This is a genomic window from Shewanella septentrionalis (assembly GCF_025370265.1).
In the GTDB taxonomy this organism is placed as follows: Bacteria; Pseudomonadota; Gammaproteobacteria; order Enterobacterales; family Shewanellaceae; genus Shewanella; species Shewanella hafniensis.
In genome coordinates, this window is record NZ_JAMTCC010000003.1 from 12,707 (window position 1) to 29,287 (window position 16,581).

Below are 16,581 nucleotides of genomic sequence, written 5' to 3' on the forward strand. Positions count from 1 at the left end.
CTAATTCACTGTCCAAGTAACTTGCGCACCAGAAGCATTCAAAAATTCGATTAGCTCAGGATTAGCATTACCAAGCGATATGCTAATTGTTGCATCTATCTCAGATTCATCGACGTGCTCAACTTCAACCCTGTCCTGACCAAAATTAACTTGTGCAAAGTTATTAAGTTTTAATGCTCTTAGTAAATGTATTCCTTGGAATCTGCGGCCTGCAAAATCGGAAATATCAGAGCCTGTCTCAACAATTAGGCTATCACTGCCATTAGCAACAATTTTAACTTCCGCATTGGAATCATCGTCGATATCCAAGTCGACCCAATTTCCAACCAAACTCTTTTGTGTCTGCTCGGTGGAATCATTCCAAATGGACTGAGCCCCCAAGTTGCCACAACTGCCATCTATGGTCACTCGCCACAAACCCGTTCCAGCAGGTTCAACGCAACCAATAACTCCCAAACCGACTTCGCGAATATAGGTCGATGCACTGGGATAATTTGGGTAAGGGTTGTCGATAATGAGCTTTCTATGTTGCCCAGCCCTGTCAGATATAAATACGGTACCAGCACCGGCATTATAACGCTGGTTATAACCTGTTGCCCCAGGAGAGTATGCCGTTAGATAGCCATTGAAGGCGCTGGTGTCATCAATTGCAAAAACAATTCTGCCTGGTGCACCTTTGTCATAGCTCGTACTACCACCTTCTACGGTGACCCGACCTTCACCAGAAATGGAGTCAGCCTCAATGCGAATGCTGCCACCAGCAGTCTCCCAGTAACTATTTCCAAATCCTCTAGCTTCAATATTACCATCCAGAATCACTATCTTTGCGAAGAGATGCAGTACCCCTGCTCCTCGATAGCTGCCGTTCCCAAGTCCAGCGGTGTCTGCATGACGGTAGTTACCCAACTCACATCCAGCAACCGAACTCGTCGAGTGTCCACCATGGCAGCTATTACTATCAAACAAGGTACTCAATGCATAGCCAGTTTGATTCACTGAGATAGTGGCGTTTTGCGCAAGGGTCACTTGATTTACAACCTTCAGAGTCAACTTACCAAATTCCAACTGGCTATCCATATCGGTGATAAACCTACTGCTTTGACCCAATATAAGGTCATTACCTATATGAATAAGACCCGGCTTAACTCTGGACTCTTTATTGTCAGCTACCTGCCAAGTACCTCCGATAGATAACTCACGCGCATGCAAAGTAGCATTGCTGTTTTGAAACATTGCACCAACAATAGCAATCTTATTTGATATCAAATTCAAATAAGAATTGTTTGCCTGAGTTACTGACCCTTCTATCCTGATGGCGTCAGCCGTAGCACTAAACGATGCTCCTGACAATAGTTGAAGATTACCCCGCACTGTTAAAGTCTTCATTCTACCAAGTGAAAAGTCTGCGACTGCTGACTCTTTTAAAAGCAAATTACCAATAATTTCTACTTCAGCGCCATCGAACTGCCCGTGCCACTTAGCAAGATTTGCCAGGCTGACATCACCATAAATAGTGACCCTTCCCATAGACTGATTATTCAGAATAGCTCTGCTGCCAATATTCAATGCTCCGTTGATATCGATGATATTGGCGGCAACATTGAGCTGTACTGAATTGGGGATATTTAGTGCCGAATCATATTTTTTTTCAGGCATGTACAGTGTCACACCCCGGATTTGTAACCAAGATACTATCGATGGTTCCAGCTCACCAGCAAACAGGGTCACATTAGAGCCTACTGTCGAACCTGCGGTATTCAACACTCTCAGACGATCGACACCTATATCAAGTCTGGCTCCAGCACCGAGCAAAATTGTGTCAAACACGTGAACACCAATCAAACGACCGTGCTCAAAGGTCTTTATAGACTGAGAGCTTTCGACCACTAACCAGTCCTCACCGTGGTCTAGAATCTGCAAGCTCTGCAAACTCTGCGCATCTTTTTCCAGATCGATAAATTCGCCTGTGATGCTCATGCTTTGACCACTTAGCCAAGTTGCGCCATTGACCCAAATCTTCCAGCGGTTGTTTGCCATGGCCTCAATGGTGGTGATCTGACGATCACCTATTCCTGGCAGCTTAGTTCGTTGACTACTGCAGGGCAGTTGACAATTGCTGCCAGCACCTATTTCCAAGCGGCCATATGAGGCATTTTGGGTGGAAATATAACTGGTCCCCATAGCTGCAAAATACTGACTGCCTGTACTCTGATAAACATCTTTAACTGAGGTAGTGGTCAACTTACCAGTAAAACTATTGGCCTCCGCATCTATTGCAATTCGCCCAGCCCCGCCCAGTAGCACGTTGTTGTTCAGTGCCTGTGAGGCAGGCGCAGCAGATATTTCTCCGGCACCAGAGAACGCTTGAGTTTCAATCCAGACAGAGCCCGATGCTGGCAACATGAGGTAATCTGAATCTGGGTTACTGATACTTGGGGAGACATTAATTGTTCCATCCAACTGCACGCTACCTGCCTTGATGTAGATGGCACCACCAGAAGAGTTTCGATTGAGTGAATTTGTCATCACCGATCCACCGCCGGCGCTGATGGGGTGTTTGTAATCACCGAACACCTGACTACTGCTACTCAGGTTGGCTCTTGGCTGTGTAGCATGTACACCGTAACCCGTGGTATCAGCCCCCTCGGTATAGTTGAGGCTATTGTTACCAACATAGATTTTATTCAGATTACCACTCAGGTTTAGGGCGCCATCAACGATAATCCTCGACGTTAATGTGCCCAGACTGTCCGTGTTATATTCGTAGGGCCCCTGCAAGGACAATGTTGATTGGATCTCCGCATCGCCAAATACTCGGATTTCACCACCAGCTAGCATGTCTACACTATTTTTCACCCAAAAATCACCTTGGATAATGATATCTGTAGCAGAATAGACTGAGGCAATCCAATCCATCGTCAATCCAGAGTTAAAACTCACTTTATTGCCATAAATTTTGGCTTCATTTAAGGTTACCTCTTGGGTGAATTGAATGGACGCCGCTTCAATTCGTTTATCTTCTAGCAGTGTATGATCAACGACCAGATCACCTTTTATGTGCAATCCAGAATGTTCAGGTTCCAGCAATTGGCTTATCAACGTCTGAGGCAGAATGTAAGCCCAAACCTCAGCTTCGATGAGTCGTACCTCTTCAGCTTCAAATAAATCATCGCCAAAGAACGCACCACCAGAAATATCGGCTCGAGTAAAGCTATGTATCCCCTGTATCCAAGGCGAAGAAATAACAGACAGATCATTAGTACTTGTAACCTTCAGACTATCGGCGTCGTTGGCGATTACTCGAACCTGGATCTTGTCACCAAATTCACTGTAAACCAGAGCGTTGTAACCTTTAAGATTAGCGCGATTAGCCCAGGTTCCTTGTTCAGCAATAAGCAACCATTCTCCATTCCCCAGATCAACAACGGATTGAAGCGGCTGGTTGCCCAAATCCAGAATTTGAACTGTACTTTCAGAAGGCTGTGACACGAAGCGATGACTCTCACGTCTGACATCGGACACTCTTTGCAGTTGTTCCTGCTCTGCTTCAATATTAAACGCTGTCAAGCTTGCTACACTGTCATCAGCAGATCGTATTGGTGCCGCCATAGGTCCTCCAATAGGTCCGCCTTCTCCTCCAGTTGAAGAGCCACCAATCATCAGGTAATCAATGCCAGATTCAATGTTATTCACATAGAAGGTACCAGGACCATATACCCTGCTTCCAAGAGAAATCATGGTTGCTAATTCAGCGCCTTGCTCGGGAGATCGAGACATTGGAGCGACAGAAGGTAGTGGATAACCTTCATCTCCGCCTCCGCCTTCACCCAACACCTCTAGCTGTGCTGCATAAACAGCAACCCGACCAGAACTATTACCTTTTGCCCTAACAAACTCCGGCACATGTAAGAGTCTGATGCTGTCCGCCTCAACTAATGCACTGCCTGACGCTGATGGGTAGTCATTGGTATCTATAACCCAATTCCCCCCAATATTAAGCCAGGTGTACTCATCTTCAGGCAATTCAACCTCAATACGGTTAGCGTTGATATGGATAATTCCACCGCCTTCAGACCTATCTCCGCCCGCCCCTGCTTCAGTTGGCAACAAGTAGTTGCCATAGGGACAATCGCTCCTTATTGACTTTGCATGACTACCAAGACATTCACCCAATTTAAATCCACGACCATAGCCTTCGGGATAACCGGCAATTTCTGCACTGACGGTGGCGGTTGAACGATACAGCTGGCCAATCTGAAGTTGCAATGGGTATAACTGATTATTCTCGATATCTGCTTTCTGTGCGAACAGAGGAGCATTCTGGGTCAGATCTCCAGTAATTTTCCATGGTTCTAACAAGGCTAGTGTCAATCCTAATCCTTCGACACGGGCATCCCCAAAGCTGTTAACAGCCTGAGCCTCAAGAGTGCTTTCACCCGAAATAAGAGTATCACCAGCAACACTCAGCGATTGTTGCGGCAACAGGAGTTGGGTATGACCAAGAGTCAAGTTGGTACCGACTGATACTTGTGAGTCAGTGATAACCTTTACCTTAGTCTGCGGCAACTGCCCCGACGCAGACAAAGTGACATCTATGCCCTGTTCATCGACACCTTCATATTGCTTGATAAGCACATGGTAAGTTCCTGCCTCTGGATCAGTGATAAAACACCCGTTATCTGCATAATGGCATATATTGCCCGAGCCATAGATGTCCGGGGGCGTACTTTTCGCGACATATAAGCCTGGAGTATCTGTTCCTGGGTGCAACACATAAGAAACCTTGAACTCGTCTACCCCCTCGGGTATCTCAAACTCAAATCGAATACCAGCTTCTAATCCAGCAGGCAGCATCTGATCCTTATATTCAACCTCTTTGGCATAGACATATTCAGAGTTACCTATACGCATATCACCATCGATGGTCAATTCCGCTACAGTCAGTTGCAGCGTGGCACCAGGTTCAACAATCAAGTCATGACTAACAGACAGCGAGCCTTCAACAAAGACGGTGACATCTCCACGTACAGTAACGCTGTTGGCAAAGGCATCACCATAGAGTTCAACTGTCTCGTTTTCCCAAACTACGTCGCCAAGATCAATCGACTCTGATACAGTCAGTTCCGCAGAATCTGAATAAGCACCATAACTAACCTTCAGGGTCGTTTTACCTACTGATAAAGGAGTAAATCCCTGGAAGGAAGGAGCTGCAACCGAATGGTCTTCACTAGAAAACACAAGGTCAAAGTAACCTGGGTCAGAAACATCTACCAGATAGTTACGACTATTTAGGCTCACCAGCCCCTGAACTTTAAGTAATACATCACCAATCTGACTACCTAGATTGTACTTAACAACCTTGGGTGTAACCTGAATACCCTTAATTAATGCTGGATCAACGGCTCGACTATTCGAATCGAGAGGGTCTGCACCAGAGGCCAGCTCAACTGCATCACTGATGCCATCACCATCTGTATCTTCCTTGATGAGACTGGTCCCCAGTTCATATTCAAGTCCATCTGCCAAACCATCACCATCTGAATCTGCAGATTGCAGACTAGAACCCAAACTCAGCTCAAGAACATTGGATACACCATCTTTATCGTAGTCTTCCTGACCATCAGGCACTCCATTGCTATCAGAGTCTCTCTGAGTGGGGGCCAAACCCAACTCATGTTCAACAATATTTGGCAGGCCATCCCCATCATAATCCCCATTTTTAGACAATAGAGGCAAGTCAATGCTGTTTGCGGACGGAACATCTAGTACAAACCATGCACCAACCTCTTCATCTGGCTGGGGCGGCAAATAGATTTTCTTAGCAACTTTAATATCCAATTTCACCAGTTTGCCGTCATCAACTGGATCAACCGCTCCGACGACTACATACCGATCTGTCAAAGAAAAGTCCTGACTCTGTTCATCAAGCCAAATTTTACTGGAACTGATTTGGTTGATATCAAAGCCTTGGCCGATGTCCAGATCCAATTGCATCCGGTGATTCTCGAGCAGATATGGCTTTGTTTGTACGGCAAAGGCAAATGCAGCACTTCGGAAATCCAGCACTTGTGGCAACAGGGAGTCATTGACGGCAACACCAACCATGTCAGAGCTATTGGTAGATACACGATATGGTGCATACAAAGGGGTAGCTTGAGCTGGCGTAAATACCAATTTTGAACCATTATCTAGCTCCCAATAACCAACAACCTCTACACCATCAGGTGTCATAATCTGTGGATATCGTCCGGCATTTCCATACGTTACGGGCTCCGACATTTCAAACACTATCGGTGTAATAAGCGAGTTATGAGCGGTCTCGGTCCATATCGCTGAAATGGCTGGCAATCGTTTGGCAAAATGTAAATCAATCGCCGCATAGGTATCGATAGCCCAGTCACCTCCAACACCGGAAATTGACAAAGTTATGTTCTCAATTGACTCGTCTGAAACCAACACCTCACCCCAACCAGCGTCGAGGGTGATGACATCTGTATTAAGTGAAGCTTCACCATCCACACTCAAGAAAACCCTGATGTTGGCATCCTGACTTTCTCCTGAAGCAGACTTTATCCGGCTGGTTGGATTACCAAACTTATCGGATACTGCGATTCTGACCGCAGCAGTCTCATCCTGTTCGAGCACAGTTGCACGACCAAGCCTATGGTTAGTCATCCGAGCAACTGACAAGTCAATCTTAGCTGCATCGCCTGCCAACACTATGACCGGAATTAGCTCTGCAGGCCAATACGCATCCCTCGCTTGACGCTGGTACATGAGGCGATAAAGCCCGTCAGTAACTTCAGCTACGTTGAGTCCGTAGGCACCAGATATCTGCGGCGCTGATAGCTGAACCATGGCCTTACCCGCACGCAGCGTGACCGCGGCCGCTTCACCAATATATTGGCCCTGCTCGTCAAATCGGCGGCTGACCTGAATATTGTCGGCAAAGGCAAAGTGGAAATCAGGATTACCTGCAAGCAAGGTAATATCTGTCTCCGATGCATTAAACACTGGATTCAGAGCATCGTCGGTCAAAGCTAGGGCCATTGAGAGTGGCTCTCCTGCCGCAACAGGTTCGATGTAATCAACCACGATCTGTGAAGGTACGCCCGGCAACACGTCAACAGAGAATTGAGCTGATGCCAAATTAGGATACGCAGGTAAATGTGCTACCAGTTGGTATTGGCCAACTTTAAGACTTTCTGGATTAATTTCAATTTTTGCCAAACCAGACATATTACTTCTGGCGTTCCAGCGCCCAATCTGATTACCTTGGATATCCAGCATGGAGAAACGCACATCCTGAGAGTCTACTGGACGGTTTGCTATATCCAATACACGAACTTGGAAATTAGTAGTTTCTCCACTCTGCATTTCTTGCGGATTTATGTTGGCAAGTCCTGCATTGTCAAAAATAAGCAGGTTAGGCACCTGAGACAGCACAATAGGGAAGCTTTCGCTTATACTTTGCTGCCCTTTGGCATCGATAAGTCTAACCCGAACAAACATAATGTCGTCGACAACAGCAGTCACCGGAGCACTAAAGCCCGAACTGAAACTGTCATTGCAACGAGAATAGGAATTGGGCGAACACATCAGTCGCTGCTGTTTGACCTCACCATCATAAATCAATTGCAGTTCAGCAGTTAACCCCGTCGTCGCCATATCATCGGCCTGCTGCAACCCACTAACACTAACATTAAACCTACGCCCATAAATCGCACTCTGGGGATAGCTGATATCCAACTTACTGACATCGGGAGGTAAGTCAGGATTTATAGTCACCTCAACACTATCAGAACGTGTCTGCCCCATATCGTCAACTACATCGACAAACAGACGCTGGCGGATTTCTGTAGCCAAACGGCTTTCTCTGATATCTTTAACCCGGTAATCATTTTGTAAAGTCTTACCTGTCAATTGATAAGCGCGCTCATACCTCGGCCAATTAATGACCAGATTGTTCAGTTTGGCATCATCAGAAGCTCTAACTGAAACATTAAACTCCTGACCTTCTACAATTTTCTCAGGCGCCACAAGTGATAGCAACTGAGGATATTCATCTGCCACGACCTCAACTGACAGCGAAACTTGGGCACTGTTGCCAGCTTTATCTTTCGCTTCCAAACGGTAGGTATATCTGGTATCCAAATTATGCTCTGTCTCGACATAAACATGTTGGCCATCGGCCAGCCCAGCCCATACCAGAGTATCGTCACGATAAAGTAGTGCCTGTTCTATTCCGCTTTGAGGCTCATCAAGAGTCAAGTGCAACTCAAATGGGCGGCTATCCAATACCCGATTGACCTGACCGAGATCCGACGCCAAAGACAGGCTCAAGACAGGAGCAAAATGGTCCTGGTACCGGAAGAAAGGCAGCGCCTCAGATTCGGTAAAGTTACCATAAACATCAACGGCCCTAGCCTTGATGTAGCGGCCACTTTGTTCCAGACCAAAGTTAGAACGCACCACGAACTCTGGGCCATAGTGTTTTCTCAGCAGTGAATAAGGACCTTGTTGCTGTTCAGCCAAGTAAAACTCCACCTGACGCAACGGATGATCAGAATTGCGTACAAGAGCTTCTAGTCTTAACGGTCTAGGCACATAGCTGACTCTGTCCATCAAAAGCTCAACACTGAAGCCGTTGGCGGGTAAGCTCTCGCTTTGTAGCAACAAATCACGACTACGGCCTTGGTGAACCTTTCCATGAATGTCTTTCACTTGCGCACGAAGTGTGAAGCTCTGACCATTTTTAAGCTCTGTGGGCACGCCAATATCTAGGGTAAACGGATAGCTTGAATTAGATGCAACTAAGACATCATTAACGAAGTAATCTACCGAAGACACCTTGGACAAATCGCGTAGGCCTGCGATCAATCGCTCCCCAAGTTGATAACGAGTATTGGTGGAAGGATAACCCAACTCAGCACTGGCTTCCTGAGCGAACAAATCCAGCCACAACATCTCAACGCCCGCAATGCCCTTCGCCAACAGTAACTGATCACCGGACAGAGCAATATTCACTACATCGCTGTCTGCAACGTAGACTTGTTTGGCACTCTGCCCCCCCACAGGCATCTTATGAAGGCTGTTACCCATAGCGAACCAGAGCACACCTTTGTCCAATACCAATGCTGTTACAACACCGGGAGCGACTAGGCGTGTCTGCCCAGAAAGTTGCTCAAAAACAAATAGGCCTTCAGAGGTACTGAAGTAGAGGAAATCTCCCCAACTAAAGACCCTGTAGACTGGTGTCGCAGCTTGCAGAACCATGGTTTTCTCAACCATGAGTAGATCGATTGGCAGCGCACCAGGCTCAATTCGGAAAATCTCACCACCACGAGTAGATGCCCAGAGGGCACCATCGGGGTCCGCAGACAAACCAAGCAAGTCATTACCAACTGAAACTACCAGCTCGGAGGTCACTAATTCAGCACCCACAAACTTAATAGTATCTCCTGAGGCAACGGCCAAATTACCAGCGTAAGGCGCATAACTTTTTACTTGGGTCAAGCTAGCAAGTGCCTTGCCATCACTGAGATTACCCTGACTGAATTGCCATATTTTGCCACTTGATTCGTCGTAAGCGTAAAGGACACCATCAATATTTGTTATTTGCTGAACGTCTGCGCTATAGGGTGCTGGGAAGCTAAACTCTTTAGTTCCCTGAGGCAAATCCTGCTGGGAAAGGAGGCCATATCCCTGATTGGCAGACAGACTGAAGCCATTGAACAGCGCCACCTGGCGGCTAAGACCACGACGACGTTCTGTTTTATACAGTGAACGTGGAGACAGCTCATTCAGTTGAATTGCGTACCTGCCTCCATCGGCAAACCGCATCTGTCCTGCTAACAAGGCTGCCTCAGCTGTCACTGCCAACTTGTAGCGACCAATAACGTAGGGCACTGTAGCTTGAGTATCAACTAGGCTCATCAACTGCTTTTGTTCATCAAGCAGCCAAATTTTATCTGCCAGTAACCCTAACTTACCTTGAGTCGCTAACGAGGTTTGCTGTACTGGATTGCCAAATTTATCCAATTCAAGCAACTTTCCATTAGCTCCAGAGAGCCAGATGCTGTCGCCCCGCTGAATAAAGGAGTTCCAATCACCGCTAAGGAGCATTTGCGGCTGGGCATCAGCACTAGGCAACAGGAACAATCCTGTATCACTCAGTACCAGGCTTCCCTGAACCAAACCACCCAACTGACGTACTACGCCAAGACTGTGAGTCGTAATCAAGCTTAGTGCGTTACCTGAAGCTTCAAGCTGCAGCAGCTCTCCGAACTCATTGGCGGCCAACACCTGAGTTCCCTGGAACTGCAGATGCGTAAATTTGTCGATGGATGGGTATGCACCCAATACCTGGAATTGGTTGGCAGGATCGATAAACACTAATCCTGAACCTTCCTGCGCAACCAGCCAACGATCTGTCAGGGCAGTCACCGCCGTTACTGGTGCATCGAAACGGTGTACTAGGTTACCTTCTGTATCCATCAGTCGCTCATCGGCAAACAGGAAAACGCCCTGCACTGAATCTAAAAACAGATCGAAAGAAACCCCACTGGTTTTATGCTCTATTTGCAATGGATTACTGACGTCTACGTTACTGGTTTGCTGACGCTGATTGCCAAGGCCATCGTCCTGACTGCGGGTAATCTTCAACCCTTGGGTATCTGGTACTTGGAACTCGAGCGGCGCTTTACCCGACGCGACGACCAATCCTTCTTCAGTTTCGACCAGAATATCAACCTGAGCATCAGCCGACGCTACGGTCAATACCAAGTCGCTGCCGCTGTATACTTTCGGGCCCACCCCCTCAAGAGAGGTAACATTATTGTTTCGTTTCGGCTGCACCCGAATACCTATAGCATCCTCGACGTAATGATAGCTCTCACCAACATAAGCTCTGACAACCAATCGCAGGTTCTCTTGGGCATCTACCGCGGGCAACCTCATACTGACATGACCATTGCCATGATTGGTATAAAGCTGCCCCAGTTCGACACCGTTAAAGTCGCGCACACTTACGGACACATAGCGCAACTCTTGGTTACCACTATTGACTTCGAATAGCACCGGCAAGAATTCACCTTCGCTAAACTGACTGTTGTTGGCCGGAGCCAAAATGCTTACTGACGCATCTCCCGGGTCATTTTCGATCAGAGTGATACTGCCCGACGCAACTTCAATACCATTCACTTCGGGCACCATCTCAGCATCTGTGTCAAAGGTGTGCCAACTTATGGCTCGGTTGTCGACCCGGCTCCAGGATGATCCACCTCCAGTGACGGCCAAAATTCGATCGCTTTCGCTGAAGCTCAAACTCACTGGAATTCGGGTACCACCCGCTAGCTGCTGGGGCAGCTGCCAACTCATATCATTGATGCTGGTCAGGGGGGCATTTTCGATGGTTTCTGTTTGCAGCTCAGAATATCCCTGCACACCCCAAGTACCAGCCACAAGCATCGTATCCAATCGATCACGACTGATGGCCAAGGTCGTGTCATTCGCCCAGCGCCAGCTTAAGCTCTTACCTGTACCGTTTGTAATCAAGAGCTGCTTCTCTGCCAGTCCAACATCAACGCCCGTCAGCTGCACCTCTGTCGACGAAACCTCACAAACCATATTCTGAACAGCAGGCAGCGCAGTGAAATCGAACCGCTCAGCGTGCTGAGCACCAAATCGAATCAGCCCCTTAACTCCGACTCTCAAGTGCTGGGACCAAGGCAAGATGCCCTGAAGTTCACCTTTGTTGAAGGCTAACCACTGGGCTCCAAATTCCGGATGCAGCCCCTTCAACCACAGAATGTTACCATGGTGCTGCTGAGATTGAAGCTCGAGATCCAGTGGCATAACTTCACCAACCACCAGAGCATCATCCTGGGTCAGGGTAAAGTGTCTGAGTTCGCGCTTATTCCAGGTGTAGATGTGCTGACCGTTGACCGACAGCCCCTCGGCTTCCCCAACAAAGTAACTGGCGGTAGCCTCCAATGCATTGGACTCGGCATTCCATTGCAAACGATGCAGCTGTCCAGCCGACAGCACCCATAGACTGCTGCGCCACAGCGATGCTGCCGTTATCTCATCGGCCATCTGGAAACCAATGGCTGGGATTGCAACACCATCCAGAGAGAGACTGGATATCACACGTCCATGACGCTGCCACAACCTGCCCGCTCCTAGATCAATCAACTCTCCGCTCAGGGTAATATCTGCCATCGCCGGCTCAGCCGCCTGCCATGGAATATGGATAAGCTTCTGATCCCCCGATTGATTGACATGCGCATACAGCGTAGAGCCAGTTTGGATCAAACGGATGATAGTGCCTTCACCACGAACCACTTCTGCACCATCCAAAGTCACCACATAATTAGCGCTGGCATTCTGCATGGCTGCAACCAGTTTAACCCCATCTACTGAGGCAATTTCGGCCATATCCACTAGTTGCATCGAAGAGCCAGAAGTATCCAGAAGCGGGACTGAAGTTGAGCGTAAATACGCCTGCTTAATCAAGGTCATTGCGCCTTGTTTTTGATTCCCTGATAGATCTCTCAGGTCATAGTCCAGCCTCAACTGGCCATTGGCTTCTGTAGAAGCAAAAAGTTGGTCAAGCGGCGCCAGCGGAGCACTCCCCAGCTCCACGCCACTTTCTGAGAGATGGATTCTGGACTCAGGAGCGAAATCGTCCATTCCCTGTGGAATAGTACCTTTGACACGAACATAGGTTCCACCCAGCAAGGTCTGCGCAGGCATCAAAACCAGATTTGGTTCATGGGTAATTCCGTCATCCTGCTTCACATTCAAGAAGGCCCTAGCAATCAACTCGCCATCGGTAAACTCGAGAGCAACAACGATGTTCTCGCCAGTTTTAGGTAAGCTGATTTCGGTGCCAAAACGCTCTGGGTCGTCATCGGAGCGGCGCAGTACGACTGGTGATGGATTGCGGGCATCATCCGCTTTAGCTCCCACCAGAATATTGAGCTGCGCTTCGGTAACATTACGCATCAACAGGTCCAGACGAACCTTTTGCCCTTCAGCAAAATGACTGCCACTGGCCGGCGCAATAATCTTCAGCTCAGGCTCCCCTTTCTCTGGGTCAAAAGGTTTGATGGTAATGGTTTCGGAGTAACCGACGTTGCCATTGGGATCGGTAGCCCTTGCCTGCAAGGTGACCGGATCTTCAGATGTTGGCGTAAAGCGATACAGGTTAGTAGGAGTAATGGGCGCGAATGCCGCACCATTTAGGGCAAACTCAACATTCTCGATACCATATTTATCGAAGGATTGAATGACCACTTCAACCGGCTCACCCATCGGCAATTTGTCGCCATTTTTGGGCGAGGCGATTAGCACCGTTGGCGGTGTCGCATCTTTGTACAGCTGATAGCTGAAATCCTGCTCTTTTACGCTACCAAAGCCGTAATAGACCCGTGTTTTACCCTCCATCAGCTCTGGTGTTGTCAGCTCAGCCAGTTTCGGATGGAAATAATTCAGAGAAGCACTGACAGTGCTACCATCTAAATGCCAGTTAGCATGGTGCCAACGCCCCATGAGTTGAATATCTACCCCCGTGACCAGATCGGCATCACCTGTTACCCGCTGGTTGAGGATAGCGGACGATAGCTCTTCCACTTTTTCGGGCGAGGTACTCAGCGGCAAAATATCGATTATCGGGTCGACTATGGCGGCCTCAAAGGTCTTCTCAGCGATATTTCCGGAGGCATCCACAGCTTTTACTCTGATAAGCAGACGGCTGAAATCCTGTTCAATCCGCAGCGTCAAAGTCCCATTGGCAAGTGATTGATATGCGCCAAAAGCCAGACCATCGCTGGAGTATCGTGCGTACAATTTCGGTGCCGCGTCCATATTGTCTCGGGCACTGGCTGCAAATGTGTAGCTTCTGCCCCGAACCAGCGACATAGCGAGATCAACCGGCTTACTGTCCGCGCTTCTAAGCAGCGCTAACTCAATGGGTGATAGACGATCGGCCGTCTTCATCAGATAACTGAAATTGCCATTGCTCAGGTAAGAGCCATTGTTTATAGCCTTATTACCAGCGGCATCGGTAACACCACTGAGTAGGAATCGATACTGACCATTGTGTTCCAGTACCTTGCCTGTGCGCAGGCCTACACGGATCTGATTACCGACCAGAGTCAGTTTGAAGTGCTGAGTAACATCTTGTTCCACGCCCGCTCGGTAATCCAATGGCACAAAACTTACCTGCATCACTGGCAAGCCTGCGGCTTCGGAAAGGTAAAGCACCAAGTCTTGGCTATAACCTGGGATATCGAAATGGGTCAGCCTTGGATGTGTATCATCGATACCACTGAGCAATATGCTGGATGCAACTGTCTCATCAGTTTCAGGCTTATGAATAACCACCTGGTACGCGGCACCCGGAACAACATTGGGACTATCAAACTGGATGGCATCCTTCACCAATCTAAAGTTTACAGCTTTTTCAGGACTGATTTTATCTCCCAATTCAGCTGCCAGTAGGTACACCTGCATGTTACCGCTGAAACCCTCACCTAACACCGTCACTGTGTCACCGCCTGAATCGGACAGGAATGTATGTCCTCGGGCATTGGATGAACTGACTCCGGTAAGATCCAGTGCTTGGGCTACGACAACGGCTGCTATCTGGGTTTGCTTAAATTCCTGCTGACGCAGTGTCAGGTTCAACACGCCCGAAGCGGCGAAGCTAGCACTGAAAGTCAATGAACTTCCGGTTTCATCTACGATGAAATCACCAACGTTCAATAGTAGATCGCCAATGTTTATTCCGGTCAATTCACGCAGATTTAGTCCCTTCACCACAAACTGTGTTTCTCTGCCAGTAATTGTGGTGCTAGGAATAATGCTATGAAACTCAGGTACATTCTTACCAAACAGAGGGTGGCTTCCAATCAGGTTGGGCAGATCGAAATGCACCACAGGTCCAGAAATCTTACTGTTCGGCGATCCTTGAATACTGGCTGCGTAACTTTGGCCCAGTTCAAAGCCTGGATCGGCTGGAGTAAACAGTAACTCGGTATCAAAGGACGAGACATAACCTGCTACCTTGTCACCATCCCGTCGAACCTCAACGAAAGCCGTGCGCCATTCTTCAGGCACCAATCGGGTATCTAGTCGAATAGGAGCATTCGCGTGTTCCAATGCCAACTGACTCAATCCCAACAAGTTGGTCAAAGGCAATGTTAAACTGTACCAGCTACTATTTGACTCGATCCAACTAACACTAGCACCGTTAAAGGCTACAGAGCTGGGCGGTGTGGAATTCCAGATATCCACCAAAGGTTCAAACTGCAATTGCTCCTGTTGCAATTTTATATCGAACAAGCTCAAGCGCCCGCCATGGGCGATCAAGGCTAGCTCCCCTTCGAACGCCACTTGGGAGGTCAGTGAAGGCAGGATACCACTTGCCAATACTTGCAACTCACCCTTGGAAGATAACTTGTGCAAATCAATAAGTGAGAGCAGATTGCCATTACGGACAAAGAGGCGATTACCATTACTATGCAGCTGAGTGGCTGCAATCTGCAGCTCCGTAATAACTCTGAGGTCATCCGCACCATAGGTCTTTAACTTGCCCTCTGCAACAACCAACAGCACATTCTCATACGCAAGTGCATCTTCTACATTCTCTGCAGCCAAGAGCCAATCACCACCTCTGACATCAGTGATCCAAAGCTTGCCTTGACTCAACGCAAGTAATCGCTGTCCGCTCAGACGCAAGCGGGTATCAGAAGTCAATTCACGGTTAAAGAGTCTGTTACTGACAACCGGCTCACCAGGCATGGATACATCGTACACAGTAACGGCTGTGGATTCGTCCAGCACTGCCAACTGCGTTTTACCTAGGGCCATAGCAACAAGCTGCTTATCCAGCTTGGTTTTGACCAATGGAAGTAAGTTAAATCCCTGCTTAATCTTCACCTCAAGTGACTTGTTGTAAGAGGTGAAGCTTGCCAGCAGTGTTTCAGTTTCAGCACTTAGATTGACCGAGGCACTTACATCCCGTCTCAGTACAATCATCAACTCATTGTTGGTCACGAACGCACTGTCACCCAGCCCACTCTCTACCCGCATATTCAGCTGGCCCAGCGTATCTTCCGGCATAGCCATACTGATGATATCCACGGCTTCCCAGCGGACATCCGACGCTACAGTGCCATTGATAAAGATTTGGGTATAAGGGCTGAAACCAGCCCCCTTGATGGCCAAGCGCACCGGTTCGTTAAGATAAAACTCTTTGCGACTGCCCAGTATCCCATTTTGCGGATCCCAGTTCCCTATTGCCTGAATTTGCGGATCTGCTACGTAGGTAAAGATTCCGGGAGCTGTAGCAGACGTGCCCGACTGGAGCAGCTTGATACCTACGAGGCGATTCTGTGCAACACTCTCATCAAGCGCCGGAGTAATAAACGACAGCTTATGCTCGCTGTGAAGCCTGATATCGGTTTGAGCAACCTCTTTGTCACCCAACCAAATGCGCATGCCCTGACTAAAGCCACTTCCATACACCATGACTTCAGTGCCACCACGCCAAGAGCCGTAAACTGGCTCAGCATC

1 protein-coding gene (running past one end of the window) is annotated in these 16,581 nt (G+C 48.2%); it reads right to left on the minus strand.

All coding sequences use genetic code 11. From position 1 onward, the window contains the following. Positions 1-16,581, minus strand: partial view of an Ig-like domain-containing protein gene (locus NE536_RS02190; protein ID WP_261271658.1) — the 3' end only. 20,541 nt of this gene lie beyond the right edge of the window; the window shows 16,581 of its 37,122 coding nt (coding positions 20,542-37,122); the start codon falls outside the window, past its right edge; the stop codon is at positions 1-3.